This window comes from Pseudomonas mucoides, from assembly GCF_015461845.1.
In the GTDB taxonomy this organism is placed as follows: Bacteria; Pseudomonadota; Gammaproteobacteria; order Pseudomonadales; family Pseudomonadaceae; genus Aquipseudomonas; species Aquipseudomonas mucoides.
The window spans coordinates 263,862-286,347 of record NZ_JACOPW010000002.1 but is presented as its reverse complement, the minus strand read 5'-3'; the positions used below and the strand labels follow the sequence as shown (position 1 = coordinate 286,347).

16 protein-coding genes and 1 tRNA gene are annotated in these 22,486 nt (G+C 60.5%); 8 read left to right on the top strand and 9 right to left on the bottom strand.

Annotated features, from left to right (window positions below; translation table 11 throughout):
- Nucleotides 1-98 precede the first annotated feature (98 nt).
- The 5 genes from H8F22_RS09885 to phaR all read left to right on the top strand — a co-directional run bounded on the left by H8F22_RS09885 (nt 99) and on the right by phaR (nt 6,086).
- Nucleotides 99-425, top strand: a complete 327-nt coding sequence (locus H8F22_RS09885; RefSeq protein WP_008146418.1) for a DUF485 domain-containing protein — start codon at nt 99-101, stop codon at nt 423-425.
- Nucleotides 425-2,095: a cation acetate symporter gene (locus tag H8F22_RS09880; protein ID WP_027923180.1), complete on the top strand. Its 1,671-nt coding sequence runs from the start codon at nt 425-427 to the stop codon at nt 2,093-2,095. Before H8F22_RS09885 ends, H8F22_RS09880 begins: the two co-directional genes overlap by 1 nt.
- A gap of 64 nt (nt 2,096-2,159) precedes the next feature.
- Complete coding sequence (locus H8F22_RS09875; protein WP_027923181.1) at nt 2,160-3,932, top strand: acyl-CoA dehydrogenase C-terminal domain-containing protein; 1,773 nt, start codon at nt 2,160-2,162, stop codon at nt 3,930-3,932.
- Between the two features lie 127 nt (nt 3,933-4,059).
- Nucleotides 4,060-5,328: an OprD family porin gene (locus H8F22_RS09870; RefSeq protein ID WP_059182961.1), complete on the top strand. Its 1,269-nt coding sequence runs from the start codon at nt 4,060-4,062 to the stop codon at nt 5,326-5,328.
- 209 nt (nt 5,329-5,537) lie between these two features.
- Entirely contained in the window at nt 5,538-6,086 is a 549-nt protein-coding gene (phaR, locus tag H8F22_RS09865; protein ID WP_155953719.1) for a polyhydroxyalkanoate synthesis repressor PhaR, read from the top strand.
- A gap of 35 nt (nt 6,087-6,121) precedes the next feature.
- Here the strand turns inward: phaR and phaP are convergent, their stop codons facing one another.
- Nucleotides 6,122-6,691, bottom strand: coding sequence for a TIGR01841 family phasin (gene phaP / locus H8F22_RS09860; RefSeq protein ID WP_027923184.1), 570 nt, complete (start codon nt 6,689-6,691; stop codon nt 6,122-6,124).
- Between the two features lie 254 nt (nt 6,692-6,945).
- Here phaP and H8F22_RS09855 point away from each other — a divergent pair, with 254 nt between their 5' ends.
- Nucleotides 6,946-9,381: a DUF3141 domain-containing protein gene (locus H8F22_RS09855; protein ID WP_194940037.1), complete on the top strand. Its 2,436-nt coding sequence runs from the start codon at nt 6,946-6,948 to the stop codon at nt 9,379-9,381.
- Nucleotides 9,382-9,406: 25 nt separating this feature from the next.
- Here the strand turns inward: H8F22_RS09855 and H8F22_RS09850 are convergent, their stop codons facing one another.
- Nucleotides 9,407-10,444 (bottom strand): AraC family transcriptional regulator, encoded by a 1,038-nt coding sequence (locus tag H8F22_RS09850; RefSeq protein ID WP_059182963.1) that lies wholly within the window; start codon nt 10,442-10,444, stop codon nt 9,407-9,409.
- A 257-nt stretch (nt 10,445-10,701) separates the two neighbouring features.
- Here H8F22_RS09850 and phbB point away from each other — a divergent pair, with 257 nt between their 5' ends.
- Together phbB and phaC are read left to right on the top strand one after the other, a co-directional pair.
- Entirely contained in the window at nt 10,702-11,448 is a 747-nt protein-coding gene (gene phbB, locus H8F22_RS09845; protein WP_194940036.1) for an acetoacetyl-CoA reductase, read from the top strand.
- A gap of 134 nt (nt 11,449-11,582) precedes the next feature.
- Nucleotides 11,583-13,286, top strand: coding sequence for a class I poly(R)-hydroxyalkanoic acid synthase (gene phaC / locus H8F22_RS09840; RefSeq protein ID WP_194940035.1), 1,704 nt, complete (start codon nt 11,583-11,585; stop codon nt 13,284-13,286).
- A 45-nt stretch (nt 13,287-13,331) separates the two neighbouring features.
- Here the strand turns inward: phaC and H8F22_RS09835 are convergent.
- From H8F22_RS09835 to fdnG, 7 genes are all read right to left on the bottom strand, one after another.
- A tRNA-Sec gene (locus H8F22_RS09835) sits at nt 13,332-13,427 on the bottom strand.
- Nucleotides 13,428-13,433: 6 nt separating this feature from the next.
- Complete coding sequence (selB, locus tag H8F22_RS09830; RefSeq protein WP_194940034.1) at nt 13,434-15,341, bottom strand: selenocysteine-specific translation elongation factor; 1,908 nt, start codon at nt 15,339-15,341, stop codon at nt 13,434-13,436.
- Nucleotides 15,338-16,768, bottom strand: a complete 1,431-nt coding sequence (gene selA / locus H8F22_RS09825; protein WP_194940033.1) for an L-seryl-tRNA(Sec) selenium transferase — start codon at nt 16,766-16,768, stop codon at nt 15,338-15,340. The genes selB and selA overlap by 4 nt, the downstream gene beginning before the upstream one ends.
- A gap of 53 nt (nt 16,769-16,821) precedes the next feature.
- Nucleotides 16,822-17,748: a formate dehydrogenase accessory protein FdhE gene (gene fdhE / locus H8F22_RS09820; protein WP_027923191.1), complete on the bottom strand. Its 927-nt coding sequence runs from the start codon at nt 17,746-17,748 to the stop codon at nt 16,822-16,824.
- A 4-nt stretch (nt 17,749-17,752) separates the two neighbouring features.
- The gene (locus tag H8F22_RS09815) at nt 17,753-18,406 is read right to left on the bottom strand and encodes a formate dehydrogenase subunit gamma (RefSeq protein ID WP_027923192.1); all 654 of its coding nucleotides are present in this window, start codon (nt 18,404-18,406) and stop codon (nt 17,753-17,755) included.
- Nucleotides 18,403-19,338: a formate dehydrogenase subunit beta gene (fdxH, locus tag H8F22_RS09810; RefSeq protein WP_059182968.1), complete on the bottom strand. Its 936-nt coding sequence runs from the start codon at nt 19,336-19,338 to the stop codon at nt 18,403-18,405. The genes H8F22_RS09815 and fdxH overlap by 4 nt, the downstream gene beginning before the upstream one ends.
- On the bottom strand, nt 19,339-22,404 hold the full coding sequence (fdnG, locus tag H8F22_RS09805) for a formate dehydrogenase-N subunit alpha (protein ID WP_194940032.1): 3,066 nt from the start codon (nt 22,402-22,404) through the stop codon (nt 19,339-19,341).
- Between the last annotated feature and the right edge of the window lie 82 nt (nt 22,405-22,486).

Here is a 22,486-nt window from a genome sequence, read left to right as displayed (position 1 = left end):
TATTTACCGGCCGCTTCGGGCTCGTGCGGGCCGGATTCGGCGCTGCCCTGCCCTTAAATGCCAAAAGCATCGATAACAATAACAAGGTGGAGCCACCCATGATCGACATCCATTCAACCGATACCCAACGCTGCGAACGCATTCGGTCCAATCCGAAATTCCTTCAATTGGTGAGCAGCCGTTCGCGCCTGGCCTGGTCGCTGAGTGCTGCGGTGCTGGGCACTTACTACGCGTTCATGCTGGTGGTGGCGTTTGCCCCGCAGTGGCTGCATGCGCCGCTCGCCGAGCATCGGATGTTGACCCTGGGCATGCCGGTTGGCGCGGCGATCATCATTTTTTCCTGGCTACTGACCGGTTGGTACGTCTACAGCGCCAACACGCGTTTCGATGCACTGGGTGCCGCCATTCTCGAGGAGAGCAAGTAATGACTCTTCTGCGTAAACTTCTCCTTGCCGCTGCCGGGCTATTGCCGGCCTCCGTCGTGCTGGCTGCACCCGCGCTGGGTGCGGTGGAAAAACAACCCCTCAACCTGCATGCGATCGGCATGTTCTTCGTCTTCGTGCTGGGCACGCTGGCCATCACCTGGTGGGCCGCGCGACAAACCAAATCCACCTCTGACTTCTACACCGCAGGCGGTGGCATTACCGGGTTCCAGAACGGTCTGGCGATTGCCGGCGACTACATGTCCGCCGCCACGCTGCTGGGGCTGTCCAGCCTGGTGTTCGCCAAGGGCTACGACGGCTTCATCTATACCATCGGTTTCTTCGTCGGCTGGCCGATCATCACCTTCCTGATGGCCGAGCGCTTGCGCAATCTGGGGCGCTACACCTTTGCCGACATCGTGTCCTATCGACTGGACCAGAACAAAGTGCGGATCTTCGCCGCGTTTGGTTCGTTGACGGTGGTGTGCTGCTACCTGATTGTGCAGATGGTCGGTGCCGGTCAGTTGATCAAATTGCTGTTCGGCCTCGACTACCCGGTTGCCGTGGTGATCGTCGGCGCGTTGATGCTGGTGTACGTGATTTTCGGCGGCATGATCGCCACCACCTGGGTGCAGATCATCAAGGCAGTGTTGCTGCTTGCCGGCGGCACGACCCTGGCGTTCATGGCCATGTCGCAATTCGGCTTCAGCTACGAAACCCTGGCCACCAAAGCCGTCGAAGCCCACGCCAGCGGCTGGAACATCATGGGCCCTGGCTCGATGCTCGCCGACCCGATCAACACCGCGTCGATGTCACTGGGCCTGGTGTTCGGGATTGCCGGTCTGCCGCACATCCTGATGCGTTTCTTCACCGTGCCTAACGCCAAGGAAGCGCGTAAGTCGGTGTTCTACGCCACCGGTTTCATCGGCTTCTTCTTCCTTGTTGTCTGCACCCTGGGTTTTGCCGCGATGGTCATCATCGGCACCGACCCGCAGTACTACGTCAATGGTGAAGTCGGCGGCGCCTTGATTGGCGGCGGCAACATGGTCGCCATGCACCTGGCCAAAGCCGTGGGCGGCAACCTGTTCTTCGGTTTCCTCTCGGCCGTGGCCTTCGCCACTATTCTGGCGGTGGTCTCAGGTCTGGCCCTGGCCGGTGCTTCGGCGATTTCCCACGATCTCTATGCCACGGTGTTCAAGAAAGGCAAAGCCAGCCAGAAACAGGAAATGCGCGTGACCCGCATGGCCACTGTCGGCCTGGGCATCATCGCGATTCTGCTGGGCATTCTGTTCGAGAAGATGAACGTCGCGTTCCTGGTGGGCCTGACCTTCGGCATCGCTGCGTCGACCAACTTCCCGGTGCTGATCATGGCCATGTACTGGAAAGGCCTGACCACCAAAGGCGCAATCACCGGCGGTTTCGCCGGCCTGATCTGTGCGCTGGTGTTGGTGATCCTGTCGCCAGCCGTCTGGGTCACCGTGCTCGGCCATGCTCACGCGATCTTCCCGTACGACCACCCGGCGCTGTTCTCCATGCCGCTGGCGTTCTTCGTGATCGTCGTGGTGTCGAAACTCGACCGCAGCGTGCGCGCCGACAAGGAACGCGACGCTTACGCCGACCAATTCGTTCGCGCCCAGACCGGCCTCGGTGCCGCCAGCGCTTCCGCTCATTGATAGAAAGGGCACGGCCTGCTCTAGCGGCGCCGTGCCTATCGCACAACCTTTTGAGGTTCACGCTATGCCCGAATTCAACGCCCCGCTGCGCGACATGCGCTTTGTCTTGCATGAAGTATTCGACGCCCCGGCACTGTGGGCACGCCTGCCAGCCCTGGCTGACAGCGTCGACGCCGCCACCGCTGACGCGATTCTTGAGGAGGCGGCCAAAGTCACCTCGCACCTGATTGCGCCATTGAATCGCAGCGGCGACGAGGAAGGCGCCCAGTGGGTCGATGGCCAGGTCAGCACGCCAATCGGTTTCAAACAGGCTTATGCCACCTACATCGAAGGCGGCTGGGTGGGTCTTTCCGGTAGCGCCGATTTCGGCGGCATGGGCATGCCGAAGATGCTCGCCGTGCAGTTCGAAGAAATGCTCTATGGCGCCAACTCAAGCTTTGCACTCTATTCAGCGTTGAGTTCCGGTGCCTGCCTGGCGCTGGATGCCCACGCCAGCGACACCTTGAAAAAGCTCTACCTGCCGCCGATGTACGAAGGCCGCTGGGCCGGTTCCATGTGCCTGACCGAAGCCCACGCCGGCACCGATCTGGGGATCATCCGCACCCGCGCCGAACCTCAGGCCGACGGCAGCTTCAGCATCACCGGCAGCAAGATCTTTATCACCGGTGGCGATCAGGACCTGACCGAAAACATTGTCCATCTGGTGCTGGCCAAATTGCCGGACGCACCGGCGGGGCCGAAAGGCATCTCGCTGTTCGTCGTGCCCAAAGTGCTGGTCAATGCCGACGGTTCCCTCGGCGATGCCAACGCCGTAAGTTGCGGTTCGATCGAACACAAGATGGGTATCAAGGCTTCGGCCACCTGCGTGATGAACTTCGACGGCGCCAGCGGTTGGTTGGTCGGCGAGCCCAACAAAGGCCTGGCGGCGATGTTCACCATGATGAACTACGAGCGCTTGTCCATCGGCATTCAAGGCATTGGCTGCGCCGAAGCGTCCTATCAGAGCGCTGTCACCTATGCACGCGAACGTGTGCAGAGCCGCGCGCCGACGGGTGCCATTGCTGCGGACAAAGTGGCCGACCCGATCATCGTTCACCCCGACGTGCGCCGCATGCTGCTGAGCATGAAAGCCATGACTGAAGGTGGCCGTGCGTTTGCCAGCTATGTCGGGCAGCAACTGGACCTGGCGAAGTTTTCCGATGACGCCAAGGAACGCGACAGCGCGCAAACCCTGGTTGCGCTGCTCACTCCGGTGGCCAAGGCGTTCTTCACCGACACCGGCCTCGAAAGCTGCATTAACGGCCAGCAAGTGTTCGGCGGCCATGGCTACATCCGCGAATGGGGCCAGGAACAATTGGTCCGTGACGTGCGCATCGCGCAGATCTACGAAGGCACCAACGGCATTCAGGCCCTGGACCTGCTCGGACGCAAAGTGCTCGCCGACAAAGGCTTCGCGCTGCGCCAGTTCACCAGCGAGATTCGTCATTTCGCCGATCAGCCTGATGCGCCCTACTGCGCTCAACTGCTCGATGCCGTGCAGCGTCTGGAAGACCTGAGCGACTGGCTACAGGATCAGGCCGCGACCAACCGCAACGAAGTCGGCGCCGCTTCGGTGGAGTATTTGCACCTGTTCGGTTACGTCGCCTACGCCTGGCTTTGGGCGCGCATGGCACAGGTTGCCAAGCAAAAGCTGCCCGAAGACGAAGGGTTTTATGGCGCGAAAATCGCCACCGCCGACTTCTATATCCATCGCCTGCTGCCACGCATTTTGAGTCTGGAGCAATCCATCCGCGCGGGCAGTGCCTCCTTGTTTGGCCTTTGCGCCGAACAGTTCTAACGATTGAACCGCACGCGGCGCCACGCTCCTCTCTTTTGGCGTTCGCGTTTTTTATTGATAAGCCCTCGCCCACCTGGCGAGGGCCGCGGGACCTGTCTTTCCATAATAAAAATAAAGGGGCTTCACCATGGACCGCAACACCCGCATCCTCGCTACCCGACTGTTGCTATCCGGCGGCGTCATCAGCCTCTCGGCCCCCGCCGCTGCTGACTTTGTCAAAGACAGCAAGGCCAGCCTTGAGCTGCGCAACTTCTATTTCAACCGTGACTATCGCCAGGACAACGCTGCGCAATCCAAACAGGAGGAATGGGCACAGGGTTTCCTGCTGCGCTATGAATCGGGATTCACCGAAGGGTTGATTGGCGTGGGATTCGATGCGATCGGACTGGTCGGCGTCAAGCTCGATTCCAGCCCTGATCGGGCAGGCTCTGGCCTGTTGAAACGCCACCGCGACACGAGCCAAGGTGCGCAGGACGAGTATGGCGAACTGGGACTGACCGCCAAAGTGCGCGCCTCAAAAAGTACGCTGAAACTCGGCACGTTGCTGCCGAAACTGCCAACGGTACTGGCCAACGATTCACGGCTGTTGCCACAAACCTTCAAGGGCGGTCAGTTGACCTCGCTGGAACTCGAAGGCTTGACCGTGGATGCCGGGCGACTGACGCAGGTCAATCAGCGCGACTCCTCGAACTACGAGGACATGGGCATCACCCGCACTGGCGCCAAGGGCATCACCACACGTCATGTCGATAGCGACAGCTTCGATTTCGCCAGCCTGAACTACAAATGGACCAGCAACCTCGCCACCGGCTACAGCTACGGTCACCTCGACAACTTCTACAGCCAGCACCTGGTCAACCTGACCTACGTGTTGCCGGTCACAACCGGCCAGTCGCTGAAGACGGATCTGCGCTTCGCCCGCTCCACGGACGATGGTGGCAGCAATGTCGATAACAATGCCATTGGCGCGATGTTCACCTACAACCTTGGCGGGCATGCGTTGGGCCTGGGCTATCAAGGCATGAGCGGCGACACCGGCTACGCCTACATCAACGGCACCGACGCCTTCCTGGTGAACTTCGTGCAAATCGGCGACTTCGCCAGCAAGGACGAAAAGTCCTGGCAGGCGCGCTACGACTACAACTTTGCAGCCATCGGCGTTCCGGGCCTGACCTTCATGACCCGCTACCTCACCGGCGATAATATCGATCTGGGTGGCAACCGTCCGGAAGGCAAGGAATGGGAACGGGATACCGACATCGGTTATGTCGTGCAGAGCGGGCCGCTGAAGAATGTCGGCGTGAAATGGCGTAATGCGACGGTTCGCTCGACCAACTTTGGCAACGATCTGGATGAAAACCGCCTGATCGTCAGCTACACCTTGCCGATCTGGTAAGCCGATTCAATTTCTCTGAGGGGGGGTACGCTACCGGCGGGCTCCCCTTTTTACGACTTGGGAATCTTCGATGTGCTGGAGGGCCTCATCGCGGGCAAGCCCGCTCCCACAGGGTTCTTCTTTGAATGCAGAATTTGTGAACAACAGAGAATACTGTGGGAGCGGGCTTGCCCGCGATGGCGGCCTGAAGACCACCAATGTAGGTTAAGATGCCTACAAACCAGGCCCGCCGCGAGACGCCCCGCATGACTGATACCTCCCCCCGCCTGATCAAGAAGTACCCCAATCGCCGACTGTATGACACCCACACCAGCAGTCATTTAACACTGGCGGACATACGGCAATTGGTGGTCGACAAAATTGCCTTTCAGGTGGTCGATGCCAAGAGCGGCGAGGACTTGACGCGCAGCATCCTGCTGCAAGTGATTCTGGAAGCTGAAAGCGGCGGTGAGCCGATCTTCACTACCGAAATGCTGATGGGGATTATCCAGTTCTACGGCCCTTACCAGGGTGTACTCGGCAGTTACCTGGACAAGAGCATTCAGACCGTAATCGACGTTCAGTCCCAGACCGGCGCGCAGTCGTCCGAAGCCTGGAGCGACTTCATGCATCAACAGGCCCCGGTGATGCAGGACCTGATGCGCCAGTATGTCGACCAGTCCAAGGCGTTGTACCTCAATACCCAGAACCTGTTTGGCATGTTCGGCGGTAAGCCCGGCACCGATAACGGGCCGAAAAAAAATGGCGATGGGGAATAAACCCATCGCCATTGGCGCCGCTTGCTTGACGTGACTTACTTGTTACCGCTGGTAGCCTTGGCGCTTGCTTCCGGGGCCGCTTTGGTGGCCGCGGCAGTCGCTGCGTCGAAATTGCTCTGAGCCACATCGGCAGCCTGTTTTACGGCTTTCTGTGCGCTTTCGAACACGGTACCGGCATTCGCCAGGCTCGACTTGAACGCTGCCACAACGGGTTCGGAGCCGGCCGGTGCATTCTTGCCGATGGTTTCAACGAACTCTTGCACCTGTTGGGTGCCCGCTTCGACCTGACTCGAAGTCAATTTGGCGATGTCCGACTGAGTACCGACGATCAGTGCTTGAACCTGACGATTGAACTCGGCCAGACGTTCGGCCTGCGCGCTCGGCTGGGTGAAAGAAGCCTGCAGATCGGCGAAACCTTGTGGATCACGGACGGCCAGCAGCTTGCGAACGCCTTCGAAGTGCTCTTCGGTGGAGTCGCGCAGTGCCTTGAACTGCAACTGGCTGAGCTGTTCAACGCTGGCGAAGACTTTGCCGCTGATTTGCTGCAAAAGATCGAGGTTGGCTTTCTGAGCGGTTTGCAGTTTTTCCGTATTGAAAAAAGACATGCTTGAATCTCCTGGTACTGGAAGGCCCTGATGGGCCTGAGGACGCGATAGCGATCCGGCCAGTCATCGCGCTAGCCTTGATATTGCAGTGCACAAAACCATTTGGCAACGCCTATTTTGTGCAGTGCAAAATATACTTTGCTAAAGCCCTCCTTATACGCTGTAGACTCCTGCTCATCGAACGGCCAGGCTAGCGCTCTTTAACCAAAGGGTTCAGACGGGCCGGCCCCCATGCACCGCGTCAGGAGATTACGATGGGTCAGGAATTAAATATTGCGCTGCAAGATGAAAAATTCTCCGAACCCGCTGGCTTGTTCGAACACCTCAATCATCTGCAACGCCTTAATACCCGCAACGTCCTCGACGCCGTACAGAAGCGCCAGGCAAAAACCTTCGCGCCTTTAAGCCTTGGGCAACTCCGGCAGCCAACGCCTGCTGACTGGCAGGAATACTTCACGGACCTTGGTCAACGCAGCGTGCTGTTCTGGGATACCTTGCGTCAGCGCGGCGACAACACCCTGGCCCACGAACGCGCCGGGTATCCGCTGCTGCTCAAGTTCAATCATGAAACGCTGGTCGCCGGGGAAGCCCTGCCCCGTCCAGTCAACTATTCGTTGTTGCAAATCCTCGGCGGCCCAGGGCAACCGATCGACAGTAAGAAACAGCCCGTGATCATCATTGACCCTCGCGGCGGTCACGGCTCGGGCATCGGCGGTTTCAAACAGGATTCGGTCATCGGCGAGAGCCTGAGAGCCGGCCACCCCACCTACTTCATCTCCTTCAGTCACTCGCCTCGCCCAGGGCAAACCCTTGCCGATATCACAGACGCCCAAGCGAAGTTCATCGAGGTCGTCAGCGCCCGCCATCCGGACAGCGCCAACCCCGTGCTGATTGGCAATTGCCAGGCCGGTTGGGCATTGATGGGGCTGGCGGCTACCCGACCGGAGCTGCCGGGGTTGATCATCGTCAATGGTGCGCCGTTATCGTATTGGGCCGGTGTCAATGGCCGCAATCCGATGCGCTACACCGGTGGTTTGCTAGGCGGTGGCTGGATGGCACGCCTCGGTAGCGACCTCGGTAATGGCCGTTTCGACGGTACCTGGCTGGTCAGCAACTTCGAAAGCCTGGACCCGGCCAATACGTATTGGGGCAAGTACTACCACCTGTTCAGTGAAGTCGACAGCGAGGCCGCACGCTTTCTGGATTTCGAACGCTGGTGGGGCAGCCCGACCCTGCTCAATGGCGAAGAGATCGAGATGATTGTCGACGACCTGTTCATCGGCAATCGGCTGTCTGGTGGCCTCGGTCGCAAGAGCACCGGGCTTGACCTCAAGCTGATCGAAGCGCCGGTGGTGGTGTTCTGTTCGTATGGCGACAACATCACCTCCCCGCAGCAGGCACTGGACTGGATCACCGACGTCTATCCCAGCGATCTCGCGTTGCAAAATGCCGGGCGCACCATCGTGTACCTGCGACACGCGAGCATCGGTCACCTGGGCATCTTCGTGTCCGGTGAAGTGGCGCGGCGTGAACACCGTGAATTGCTCGGTGCGGTCGATGCGATCAATGCGCTGTCGGCCGGGCTGTATGAGATGCTGATCGAAGACCTGCCGGAGAATTCGGCGACGCCGTATGCCGTGCGTTTCGAACGCCGGCGGATCGCCGACATCCATGGCCAGGTGCAGCCGCCCCGTGATGACGATCGGGAATTTGCGCTGGTCCAGCGCGCGTCCACAATCAACAATGGCGTGTACGACGAATTCATACGCCCGTGGTTGCGCCAGCTGATCAACGAACCGAGCGCCGAAATGCTGCGCCGGACCCACCCTTTCCATCAGCAGCAAGTGGCCTGGAGCAGTTTGAACCCGGCGCTGTGGTGGCTGGCAGGCAGTGCTGCTCAAGTGAACAAGGATCGTCACCCCGCCAGCCAGAACAACCCGTTGCTGGTCTGGCAGGAACTGTTTTCCAACCAGGTGCAGGACGCCTTGAACGGCTATCGAGACCTGCGTGATGCAGCACAGGAAATGTGTTTCTATGGCGTATATGGCGTACTCAATAGCCTCGCCGGCAATGCGCCTGGGCGAGATCTGCAGGCGCACGCCGAGCAGCACGACAAGGTCTTGATCGATCGTCTTCAGGACGCGCTGCCCCTGGGCGGTCTGATGGAAGCCTTGGTACGGATCCTGTTTCTGCTGGACCGCGACAGCGACGAGCCTGGCAAGGAAATCGTCGAACGGTTGATCCAGCAATTACAGGTATTGCTCCAGGACTACAGTGCCCAGCCGTTGGACCTGCGCGAAACGTTGCGCCTACAAAAACTGCTGGTCGCCACTCACCCGCAAGAAAGCCTTAACAGCCTGTCCTTGATGCTTGTCGAGGTTGAGGAACGCCAACAAGTGCTGGCGGCCGTCGCCAATTTGTTGCCGGAACTGTTGATCAGCGGCACCCATAACGCGTTATGGTGTGAACTGCACGCACTGCTCGACGTCCCGCTGCCTGGTTTCATCCTGACCCAGCCAGCCGCTGAAGACGATGTCATCGCAGCACCGGTCCCGGTCATGACGCCTGAGCCGATCGTGCAGATACTCGCCGCGGAGCCCCCACAACCGACGCCCGTCGCCAAGGTCAAGAATCCGGTACGCCCCCCTGCCAAGGGCAAAAAAGGCGCGAAGAAACCGCCGGTGACATAACGCTGAGTGGTTGGCGAGAAGCGCGTCAGACGGGCGCGGCTTCTTCCATCTCGAACGACTCGTCAGCCCGATACTGGCCCGGGGTCATGCCAAACCATCGGCTGCACGCTTTGTTGAAGCTGCTGTGGTCATGAAAACCAAGGAGGTACGCGACATGCTTCATGTTGAAGTGAGAATGGCGCAGGTAGAAATCGGCCAATTGCCGGCGCACAGCGTTCTGCACGTCCTTGAATTGCGTCCCGTCTTTTTCCAGGGCCCGTTGCAGCGTGCGCTTACTGATGTTCAAGGCGGCAGCGATCGATTCCATGTCGCATTGCCCCTGTCCATGGCTCAATCGCTCGGTAATCAGCGCCCGAATCCTGCCGGTAATGGACAAGCCGAACAGCAGATCCAATTGCGTCTCGGCAAAACTGTCATGCAATACCGCTAAGGCCTCATTGGCCATACTCAATGGTCGCAGCAGCTCCTGCCCGTCAAACAGAATGCTGTCGTAGGCCGAACCAAAAGTCAGGTCGCAATCAAAAAGCCGTTGATGCACGGAAATGTCTTTCGGTTCGGGGTAACTGAACTCGACGCTCAAGGGTTGCGGTAACTTGCCACCGCCCAGCCAACGGCAGAAGCCGAGCAAAGAAGCCAACCCGGCATCGGCATACTGACGGGGCTTGATGGAACCGGACTGTTGATGATCGAGCGAGGCGAGCCGGTAATGCTGCTGCTCCGGAACAAAAAACAGACTGAACCCGTTACCGATCAATGGGCTGAAGCGCACCAGGCGCTCCAGCGCCCGTTTGAGGTTGAGGCTCGACATCATGGTGTAACCGACGATTTGAAAACTGCCCGGATGAAAGTGCCCGTAGGCCTTCAAGCCGATGTCCGGATCACCGCTGGCCTGGGCGGCCAGTTGCCACAACCGATAGATCACCCTTCGCTCGCAAAGCGCCCCGGGCGTGTTCGCGATCTGCATGTCCAGTCCGGCTTCCCGACACAGGCTGGCAACATCCAGTCCTTCGGCCGAAAGCGTATTGACCAACACGTTGGCATAGCCTGAACTCATTCTGTACATGGGGTCCTCACTGACCTGTGGAACCGGACATCCTGTCCGGAGCCATGACTGATCTACGTTGAATCAAAGAGTAACCGACCGTTCAATGCCATGAATTGATCCCGGTACCGGTAAAGGTCATTGACTGCCAGTGATCCGAAAACACCTGCATGGCACCTATGGACACCAGACAGTCACCTCCCAACACTTCCGCACACCCCGCCAATACCGAACAATCTTCCCATCTTGCAGCGCAAAAAATAAAAGGGAAGCAATCTATGAAGTCGCTTGGTCGTATTGCGTTGGTCACCGGTGGTATGGGTGGGATTGGTACGGCAATCAGCCGACGCCTGTACACCGAGGGATTCAAGGTCATTGTGGGTTGCAGCGCTGATTCAGCCCGCAAGAACGATTGGATCGCCGCTCAGTTGGTAGCGGGTTATCCGTTCGAATGCATCTATGGCGACATCACCGATTGGGAATCAACGCGAAAGGCCTTTGAGGGCGCGCGGGAGCAATTCGGACCGGTCGATGTGCTGGTCAACAACGCCGGAATCACTCGCGATGCCTCCTTTCGCAAACTCACCCCCGAAGACTGGAACGCCGTGATCGGCACTAATCTCAGCGGCTTGTTCAACACCACCAAGCAGGTGATCGAAGGGATGTTGGCCAAGGGATGGGGACGGGTCATCAACATCTCCTCGATCAACGGTCAGCGTGGCCAGTTCGGCCAGACCAATTACTGCGCGGCCAAAGCCGGCATCCATGGTTTCACCATGGCACTGGCCCGGGAAGTGTCCGGCAAGGGCGTGACCGTCAACACCGTTTCGCCAGGCTATATCCAGACCAGCATGACCGCGGCCATCCGCCCGGACATTCTCGACACCATGATTGCGTCCACACCGGTCGGGCGCCTCGGTCAACCCGAAGAAATCGCCTCGATCGTGGCCTGGCTGGCGTCCGGCGAGTCGGGTTACAGCACGGGTGCCGACTTCTCGGTCAACGGCGGCATGAACATGCAGTAGACCTGTGGGCATGGCCCCCAGCTCTCGCTCGATGCTAAAGACTCAAAACTGCCTGCGTGCTTGCTGACGCGGTGCCGAAGTCCGGCGCCGCTGTTTTTTTTCTGCCCGTTTTACGTATATGGGCAAGGAGTTCCATGGACAACAACGCACACACCTTCAACACCTACTGGTCAGGCCAGGTTCCGTTCATTGCATCCTTTGCAGTGCAACAATTACGTGTGTGGGTCAGCACTAATCCGTGGTTTGACGGCCAGGAGTACAACGAGTGGTTCGAGCTGCCGCGCGATGTCCTGGACAGCCTTCAGTCGGACTATCAGCTGCAATGGAGTGACCTCGGCCACCGTATGTTGACCGGTCAGCCCTTCGCCTTTGAAGACCGCCGTTTCGCCAGCGGAAACTGGAGTGATCCCCTGTTCGGCTCACTCGCCGCGTTTTACCTGCTCAACGCCGGTTTTCTGCTGAAACTGCTCGACAAGCTGCCGATCAAGGACAAGAAGCCGCGCCAGCGCTTGCTCTACCTGGTGGAACAAGCCATCGCTGCCGGCGCCCCCAGCAACTTTCTGGCGAGTAATCCCGATGCGCTGCAACGGGTCGTCGACACCCAAGGCAGCAGCCTCCTCACCGGCATGCTGCACCTGGCCAGCGACTTGCAAGAAGGCAAGATGCGCCACTGCGACAGCGGCGCGTTCAAGGTAGGCGTCGATGTGGCCAATACCCCCGGCGACGTAGTGTTCGAGAACGCACTGTTCCAGCTGATTCAGTACTACCCGCAAAGCGAAACCCAGTACCGGCGCCCGGTTTTTGTCGTACCGCCCGCCATCAACAAGTTCTACATACTCGACCTGCGACCGGACAACTCGATGGTTGCCCATCTGTTGAAACAAGGGCATCCGGTGTTTCTGATGTCGTGGCGCAACTTCGACCAGGAACACGCAGGCACCACCTGGGATGATCTGATCGAAACCGGCATCATCAAAGGCTTGCAGGTCACCCGCGAAATCAGCGGCGAGCAACGTCCCAACTGCGTGGGTTTCTGCATCGGCGGCACACTGTTGAGTACGGCGCTGGCAGTACTGGCGGCGCGCGGGGACAAAGAGGTCGGCAGCATAAGCCTGTTGACCACATTCCTCGATTACCTCGACACCGGCCCCATCGACATCTTCGTCGACGAACAACTGGTGGCCTACCGCGAGCGCACCATCGGCGGCGTGAATGGCCCCCTCGGCCTGTTCAAGGGCGAGGACATGGGCAATACCTTCTCGCTATTGCGTCCCAACGATTTGTGGTGGAACTACAACGTCGACAAATACCTCAAGGGCCAGAAGCCGATGGCTCTGGACCTGCTGTTCTGGAACAACGACAGCACCAACCTGCCTGGGCCGATGTATTGCTGGTACCTGCGCCACACCTATTTGCAGAACGACTTGAAGTCAGGCGAGCTGGACTGTTGCGGGGTCAAGCTGGACCTGCGCGCCATTGATGCGCCCGCCTATATCCTCGCCACCCATGACGATCACATCGTGCCGTGGAGAAGTGCCTATGCCAGCACCGAGCTGCTCTGCGGGACCAAGCGCTTTGTGCTCGGCGCCTCGGGGCATATCGCCGGGGTGATCAATCCACCGGCGAAGGAAAAACGTCACTACTGGACCAATAACCGACTCTCCAAAAACCCCGAAACCTGGTTCATGAACGCGCAGCAGCATTCCGGCAGCTGGTGGAATGACTGGTTCGCCTGGCTCGACGAACATGCCGGTGAGCGCCAGCCGTCGGTGCTGCACACCGGGAATGCGCAATACCCGGCGCTGGAGTCGGCACCCGGGCGATATGTGATGCAATAAGCCACGAGCCTGTTCGGCGCCTCGCAAGCCCGCTCAGCAAAAAAATGGCGGAAGGCAGCCGGAGTCGAACCTGCCCGGGAACGGATGCCGTCCCCAACCGGGTTTGAAGCCCGGCCGCGCCACCGGGCGCGATTGCCTTCCTTGAACTCAGTGGTGGTCTTTTTGCGCCAAGGCACTGTCGAGACGGATCTGGCGTTTGTCGCCCAGGCGTCGAGTCAGGCCGATGCGGTCAAAGTACTCCAGAATCTGAATGCTGCGCTTGCGGCCCAGGCCGACCACATCGCGAAACGCCGCGACCTGAATCACCGGGTCGTGCTCGGCCAGTTGCAACAGCATAGCCGCCAATCGACGGATCATCGCGTCGGTGTAGAACAGGTCCCGCACCACTTGATGCAGCAACCCCAGCCGCGCCATTTTGCGCAACAGCAGGCGCACGCTCGCCTCGTCATGCCCCAGTTGACGCACCCATGGCGGATCGAAAGCGGCCTGTTCAAACAACGGTTGCAAGCGCTGCCACAGGGCCTCGTCTTCTTCACTCAGGCGCACTTGATGACCGGGTAAATGCAGCCAGGGTCCGCTGGTGGCGATAGCGCCGCTGGCGAGTAAATCGTCGAGCAGACGGAGGAAGGTCGGGCGTTCCAGCGTGGTGGCGGTGAAGCGACGCAAGCGATCACGGTCCGGGCCCATTTGATCCGGCTCAAGTTCATGAAAGCGTGCGAGGTGTTCCAGCAAAGGGGCCTTCAGGGCTTCCCAGCGGGCCGAACTGAACAGCAGCGGACCTTGGCGGGTCTCGATCAAGCGCACGTCATCGGGTAACACCCAAGTCCCGCGCGGACGGTTGAACTGGCGCTCCAGTTGCCGTGGATCGAGGCCGCTGTCGCTGTTGGCCAACAAGGCCGGCAGGAGTTCCTCCAGCGAATGGCGGGGGGCGAGCGCCTGAAGTTGCGCCAGTCGTTCGGGGCTGCGACGGTGTCGGGTCGGGGCAAACGGATCAAGCACCCGACCACCGCCGAGGGTACGCTGGGCGCTCTGATCCCGCAGGATCAACGGATCGCCTGTCACCGCGTGCACCGGGGCATTCAGCAGGATTTGCGCAAACATTCGCCCACCCGGCGCGAGGTTCGCACCTTCCAGCAACGCCACCCGCCCCGTCACGTCTTGAGTGCCAAGGTGAACATGCACCGGTTGAAAATGTTCGAAGGCTTTGGCTTCGCTGGCCAACAAACGCAGCTTGATGTCCAGTCGTTGAGTCGGCGCAGAGAGCCACTCCGCCAGCAACCATTGACCACGGTGGATGTGCTCCAGCGCCAGGCGCTCTGCACTCAGGTTCAATGCCACGCGTTGGCCGGCAACCGCGGTGTTCGCCGCCTGATTCTGCGCATGCAAACCGCGCACTCGAACAGGTTTGCCCAATGGACTCAACACCAGTGTGTCGCCCACCGTCACTTGCCCCGACAACGCCGTACCCGTCACCACAATGCCGGCGCCGGCGACGCTGAAGGCGCGATCAATTGCCAGACGAAAACCGCCGTCGGTACTGCGTTGATGCACGTCACGCTGTGCGTCGAGCAATGCCTGACGCAGCGTCTCGACACCTTCCCCGCTCACACTCGACAGCGCGATTTGCGGCGCATCGGCATAGGGGCCGGGCGCCAATAGCGTGGTCATCTGCTCATGGACGACTTGCACCCTGGCTGGCTCGACCCGGTCGCACTTGGTGATCGCCACCAGCGCCCGGGGAATGCCCAGCAGTTCAACAATCGCCAGGTGTTCGCGGGTCTGCGGCATGACGCCGTCATCCGCCGCGACCACCAGCACCACCAGATCAATGCCCTGCGCCCCGGCCAGCATATTGTGGGTGAAACGTTCGTGACCGGGCACGTCGATGAACCCGGTCAATTCCGCGCCCGGTTCCAGCGCGGCATACAGGTAGCCAAGATCAATCGTCATGCCGCGTTCACGTTCTTCCCGGCGCCGGTCACCGGCCTGCCCGGTCAACGCCTGCAACAGCGCAGTCTTACCGTGATCGATGTGCCCTGCGGTGCCGACGATCACCCTGCCCGTCCCTCGACGGCTAACTGATCGAGTTGCTCCAGCCATGCAACTTCATCGTCCAGTTGGCGCAGATCCAGCCACAGCGCGTCGTCGTCGATGCGACCCAGTACCGGAATGGCCAACCGACGGAACGCGGCTTCCAGCCCCAGCAACTGCCGGCCGCGCAGACGTTTGGACACGTTAGGCCGCAGGCATAACGCGGCACTCGGCAAGCGCGCCACCGGTTGGCTCCCGCTGCCGATCATGCCCAGCGCCGGCAGCGCACTGACGCTCCAGCCTTCACCCAAAACGTGGGCCAGCGACGGTTGCAGCCGTTCGGCTTGCGCGAGGATGTCGGCGTGCGGGCGAGTCAGCAGGCGCAGGCTCGGCAGGCGTTCGGCCAGGCGATCCGGGTCGCGGTACAACCCCAGCACCGCTTCGAGCGCGGCCAGGGTCAGTTTGTCGACCCGCAGCGCACGCTTGAGTGGGTTCTTCTTGATCTTCGCAATCAAGTCCTTGCGCCCGACAATCAACCCCGCCTGCGGGCCACCCAACAATTTGTCGCCGCTGAAAGTGACGATGTCCGCGCCATCGAGCAGCGCCTGGCGCACCGTCGGTTCGGCGGGCAGGCCCCAGCGGGTCAGGTCCAGCAGGCTGCCGCTGCCGAGGTCTTCCAGCAGTGGTAATCCATGCCGGTGTGCCAACTGCGCAAGTTCGGCGGTCGGCACCCGTGCGGTGAATCCTTCGATACTGTAGTTGCTCGCGTGCACGCGCATCACCAGACCGCTGCGCGGGCCGATGGCCGCCTCGTAATCACGGGCATGGGTGCGGTTAGTGGTGCCGACTTCATGCAGGCGAACCCCGGCCCGCGCCATGATGTCGGGAATGCGGAACGCACCGCCGATTTCAATCAGCTCGCCCCGGGAAATGATCCCTTCCTTGCGCGCACCCAGACTGTTGAGCGTCAGCAGCACCGCCGCCGCGTTGTTGTTGACCACGGTCACCGCTTCGGCGCCGGTGAGTTCGCGGATCAGGCCTTCGATCAGGTCATCACGGTCGCCACGTTTGCCGCTGCTCAAATCAAATTCAAGATTGAGCGGATAACGTGCGGCCATTTGCACGGCTTCGATGGCGACATCCGGGAGCAGCGCTCTGCCTAGATTGGTGTGCAGCACCGTGCCGGTCAGGTTGAACACCCGGCGCACATGACTTTGGTGATGCCGGGCCAGACGCTCACCGGCCCGCCCCGCCAAGACCTGCGGGCTTATTTCCACGGCATCGAGTTGCCCGGTCAGCACCGGTTCGCGCAAGTCATCGAGCAATTGCCGCAGGCTCCCCAGCAGCGCGTCACGCCCATAACGCTCGGCCAGGGGTTGGCAGGCAGGATGGCGCAACAGACTGTCGATGGAAGGCAGCCGCAAGGTTTGACTGGCGGAAGGTGAAGGCATCAGGCGCTCCTGGAAACGATAGACCGTCGCGCCTGAGTGTAGCCGTTGAGTGTTCAGTCGCCTCCGGGGGCCAGCAGCAAGTTCGGCGCCGGACGCAGGTAGCCTTCCTGTTCCAGGCGCATGTCGAGCATCAGGCTGCTCAAGTCTGCCGACAGCGCTTCCGCTTCTGCGTCGTTTTCCAGGTAGAGCTGTTTCAGGTAACTGCGACAGCCGGGGCAGGTTTCGGCGCGCAATGGCGCTTGATTGGCAGCGTGGCGGTCGTCATCGAGGCTGACGTATTCCAGGCCTTTGCTCTGCTCGCAATACACGCACTTGACCCGCACCACGTGCCATTCGCAGGCGCACAAGGAGCACACCAGATAACGCAAACCGTTGTGTTTGCCGCGATGGCGAATCACCCCGGCCATCGCCGGTGAACCGCAGGCCGGGCATTGATTGAGGCTGTCGCCGGGTTTCAGCGCGAGGTCCGGCGTGCTCAGCAGCCAATGACTCCAGGCCGCTTGCAACGCGGCGCCAAGAAACGGCACCAGCGCCGCGGGCAACAGCGTGAACTGGCCGCTGACCAACGCCACCGCCCAGGCCTTGCGTTGCCCGGCGTCGGTACTGCGCAACGTCGCCAGGGCTTTTGCTACCGCCGGTTGCGGCGCTGGCGGGCAGTGCTGCAACAAGGCGTCAAGGTACGGCAACCAATGGCCCTCGCGCACCAATGTGTCGGCGGCCAACGGTGGCAGGCCGTGCGCCTGGCAGACCTTGATACGTTCAGGATCAGGCAAGGTGGTGACCGGCGGAGCGTCGATCAGGCGCTGCTGCACATGACACAAACCGGCCACCAGACGCAGGTAATCGGCCAGCGGATGCCCTTCGGCCAATCGTTCCAGCCTCAAGGCACGCAAGGTGAACAGGTTGTGCGGCGGCAGGTACAGAAACGGCGGTGAACTCGCCGCCGCTTCAATCTCTCCAGGTTCAAGAATCGTCGCCAAGGGCTTATCCTTTTTTGCTGATCGGCGGATCGGGGTGTTCGTCGCGCGTCACTTCGCGGTACCAGAGTTCATGGTGTTTTTTTGCCCAGGCGCGGCTGACCCAGCCATGCACCATGGCGCTGACCGAGCCCTTGATCCAGATACCGGCGTAGATGTGGATGATGATGCTCAACACCAGCACAAACCCCGCCAACGCGTGCAGCAGCATGGCCCAGCGAATCGCAGTGATGCCGAAATAATCGCTGAAATACGCGCGCCAGATGACCAGTCCGGTCAACAACAGCGCAAGCATGCAGGCCAACAAGGTCCAAAACAGGAGCTTCTGTCCGGGGTTGTACTTGCCAATGGGCGGCACGCCCTCCTCCTCGTTTTGAATCACCCTGTCGATCCGCTTGAGCCACAAGCCGTCATTGCGGATGAAGAAGTTGGCCCGCCAGAAGCGAAACACCAACCCGAGGAACAGCACGAACATCACCACGCCCATGAAGGGATGCAGGATCCGCGTCCACGGACCACCACCAAACAGGTTGCTGAGCCAGAACAGCGCCGGATGAAACAGCGCCAGCCCGGACAATGCGGCCATGAAAAACAGGATCGCCACCAGCCAGTGATTGGTGCGCTGGCCAGCGGTGTAGCGCAGGATCTGTTTGCGGATCATGGTCTGTCCTCCCCGCGCGGATCAAAGGTATGCACCGATGGATCGACTTCGTGCACCGCATTGTCCTTGAGCGGCGGCAACTCATCCTCCTCCACCACCTGCGGCCCGGTGCGCACGTAATGGAAGAACCCGGCCAGCACCGCCAGGCCCATCGCGAGCAAGCCCAAGGGTTTGCTCACGCCTTTCCACAGCCCCACCAACGGACTGATCGCCGGGTCTTTCGCCAGCCCGGCGTACAGCTGCGGCGTGTCGGCGTGGTGCAGCACGTACATCACGTGAGTACCGCCGACACCGGCCGGGTCGTAGAGGCCTGCGTTTTCAAAACCACGGCTTTTAAGATCAACGATCCGTTCGGCCGCATGTTCCTTCATGTCTTCCTTGGTACCGAAGACGATGGCGCCGGTCGGGCAGGTTTTCACGCAGGCCGGTTCCAGTCCGACTTCAACCCGGTCCGAACACAAGGTGCATTTGTACGCCTTGTGATCCTTTTGCGAGATCCGTGGAATGTTGAACGGGCAACCGGTGATGCAATAGCCGCAGCCGATGCAGTGGTCCTGGTCGAAATCGACTATGCCGTTGGCGTGTTTGATGATCGCGCCGGGGCTGGGGCACGCCGCCAGGCAACCGGGTTCGGCGCAATGCATGCAGCCGTCCTTGCGGATCAGCCATTCAAGGTTGCCGGCGTCGGTTTCATGCTCGGTGAAGCGCATCAGGGTCCAGGTTTCTGCGCTCAAATCCTGCGGATTGTCGTAGGTGCCGAGGTTGTGGCCGACGTCGTCGCGCAGCTCGTTCCATTCAGAACAAGCCACCTGACACGCCTTGCAGCCAATGCACTTGGTGGTGTCGATCAGCTTGGCCACTTCCTCCTGATTGCGCACCGAAGGCGGGACAGTCGTGGTGGCCGAACGGGCAATGATGTCTTGGCTGGCCATCTAGACTTTCTCCACGTTGACCAGGAATGACTTGGATTCCGGGGTCTGTGTGTTGCCATCGCCGAGGAACGGCACCAGGGTGTTGGTCAGGTAACCGTGACGCGTGAGCCCGGTAAACCCCCAGTGCAGCGGGATACCGATCTGGTGCACCACTTGGCCGTTGACCTGCAACGGACGAATCCGCTTGGTCACCACCGCTACCGCTTCGATGTGCCCGCGCTTGCTGCTGACCCGCACACGGTCGCCGGCGACGATGCCTTTTTCCTTGGCCAGCACTTCGCCGATTTCGACAAACTGCTCCGGTTGGGCAATCGCGTTGAGCTTGCAGTGCTTGCTCCAGAAGTGGAAATGCTCGGTCAAGCGGTAACTGGTGGCCGCGTACGGGTAATCCTTGGCCACGCCGAGGGAATCCCACACCGAATCGAAGATCCGCGCCGCCGGGTTGCTGGTGGCTTTTTTGTTGGTCGGGTGCAGCGGGTTGATGCCGATCGGCGTTTCGAACGGCTCGTAGTGTTCGGGGAACGGGCCTTCGTTCATCTTGTCGACGGCGAAGAACCGCGCCACGCCTTCGGGGTTCATGATGAACGGATTCATCCCTGCTTCCGGTGGCACGTCGGCTTTGTAGTCGGGCACGTCGGTGCCGCCCCAGACCTTGCCGTTCCACCACACCAGGCGTTTTTTCGGGTCCCAGGGCTTGCCTTGTGGATCGGCCGAGGCGCGGTTGTAGAGAATTCGCCGGTTCGCTGGCCAGGCCCACGCCCAGCCTTGGTGCTGGTGCATGCCATACGGATCGCTGTTGTCGCGCCGGGCCATCTGGTTGCCGGTTTCGGTCCAGCTGCCACAGAAAATCCAGCAACCGGACGCGGTGCTGCCGTCGTCCTTGAGCTGGCTGAACGCGGCCAGTTGCGCATTGCCCTTGATCGCCGCGCCCGTGGCATCGGTGAAGTCAGTGGTGGCGTAGCCGTTGATTTCCTTGGCCAGTTCTTCCGGTGAAGGTTCATCGGGGACCTTGTACTGCCACGACAGTTTCAGGATCGGATCGGGATAGGCGCCGCCCTTCGATTCATAACGCTGACGCAGGCGCAGGAACAGTTCGGCCATGATCCGGATGTCGGTTTGTGCTTCACCCGGCCCGTCGGCACCTTTCCAGTGCCATTGCAGCCAACGACTGCTGTTGACCAGCGAGCCGTCCTCCTCGGCAAAACAGGTGGTGGGCAGGCGAATCACTTCGGTCTGGATGTCGGCGCTCTTGACATCGTTGTACGGCCCGACATTGCGCCAGAACTCCGAGGTTTCGGTGGACAGCGGGTCCATCACCACCAGCCATTTCAACTTGGCCAGCGCCGCCATCACCCGGTTTTTGTCAGGCAACGCCGCGATGGGGTTGAAGCCCTGGCACATGTAGCCATTGACCTTGCCCTGGCCCATCAAGTCGAACACTTTAAGGATGTCGTAGTTGGGAATGTCCAGTTTCGGCAGGTAGTCGTACGCCCAATTGTTCTCGGCCGAGGCGTTACCGCCATACCAGGCTTTCATCAGGCTGACGTGGAACTTGCTGTAGTTCTGCCAGTAGGACAGTTGCCCCGGACGCAACGGTTTTTGCGTGCGTTTGGTGATGTAGGCGGCGTATTCCTGCTCGGCGTCGGTCGGCAAGGTGAGGTAACCCGGCAGCGAGTTGGACAGCAAGCCAAGGTCAGTCAGGCCCTGAATGTTGGAGTGTCCGCGCAAGGCGTTCACGCCACCGCCGGGCATGCCGACATTGCCCAGCAGCAATTGCACCATTGCCGCGCTGCGGATGATCTGCGAGCCGATCGAGTGCTGGGTCCAGCCCAATGCATACAGGATGGTCATGGTCTTGCCCGGCACCGAGCACGTGGCGATCTCATCCCAGATTTTTTGCATGGCATCGACCGGCATCCCGCAAATCTGGCTCGCCAGGTCGATGTTGTAGCGACTGTAATGCTGCTTCATCAGTTGATAGACGCAGCGTGGGTCTTGCAGGGTCGGGTCGATCCTGGCAAAGCCGTCCTCACCGAGTTCATAGCCCCAGCCGGATTTATCGGTGTAGCTGCGCTTGGCCACGTCGTAACCGCTGAAGATCCCGTCCTCGAAGCCATAACCGGCTTTGACGATGAACGACACGTCGGTGTAGTTGCGCACGTATTCGTGCTGGATCTTGTCCTCGGTCAGCAGGTAATTGATCAGCCCGCCCATGAAGGCGATGTCGGTGCCGGTGCGAATCGGCGCGTAATAGTCGGCCACCGAGGCCGTGCGGGTGAATCGCGGGTCGACCACGATCAGCCGCGCCTTGTTGTGCGCCTTGGCTTCCGTCACCCATTTGAAACCGCACGGGTGCGCTTCTGCTGCGTTGCCGCCCATCACCAGAACCAGATTCGCGTTGGCGATATCGGTCCAGGTATTGGTCATGGCACCACGGCCGTACGTCGGGGCAAGACTTGCCACCGTCGGGCCGTGTCAGACACGCGCCTGGTTATCAAACCCCAGCATGCCGAGACTGCGAATGACCTTGTGGGTGAGGTAGCCCGCTTCGTTCGATGCCGCTGAGGCGGCGAGGAAACCGGTGGTCAGCCAGCGGTTCACCGTTTGGCCTTGGGCATTCTTCTCGATGAAGTTGGCGTCGCGGTCGGCCTTCATCAGGTCGGCGACGCGGTCCAGCGCTTCATCCCAGGAGATGCGCGTCCACTCGCTGCTGCCGGGCTTGCGCACCTGCGGGTATTGCAGGCGACCGGGGCTGTGAATGAAATCCAGCAGGCCCGCGCCTTTGGGGCACAGGGTGCCGCGGTTGACCGGGTGGTCGGCGTCACCTTCGATGTGGATGATGCTTTGCGCGACATTCTTGGCCGTATCGCCCTGGCTGTACATGATCAAGCCGCAACCGACCGAGCAATACGGGCAGGTGTTGCGGGTTTCATGGGTGGCGGCAAGCTTGAAGTGACGCACCTGCTCGGCAAAGGCCAGCGTCGGGGCCATGCCCAACGCGCCCAGGCTCGAGCCTGCAAGGCCGATACCAGCGACCTTGAAGAACTGACGACGGCTGAGGTCCATCGTGCACTCCTGATCAGGTGGAAATCCGGGACGTTGCCGGACTTTTCAATCAATCACGGTGACGGCAGCCGGGCTGCCGACA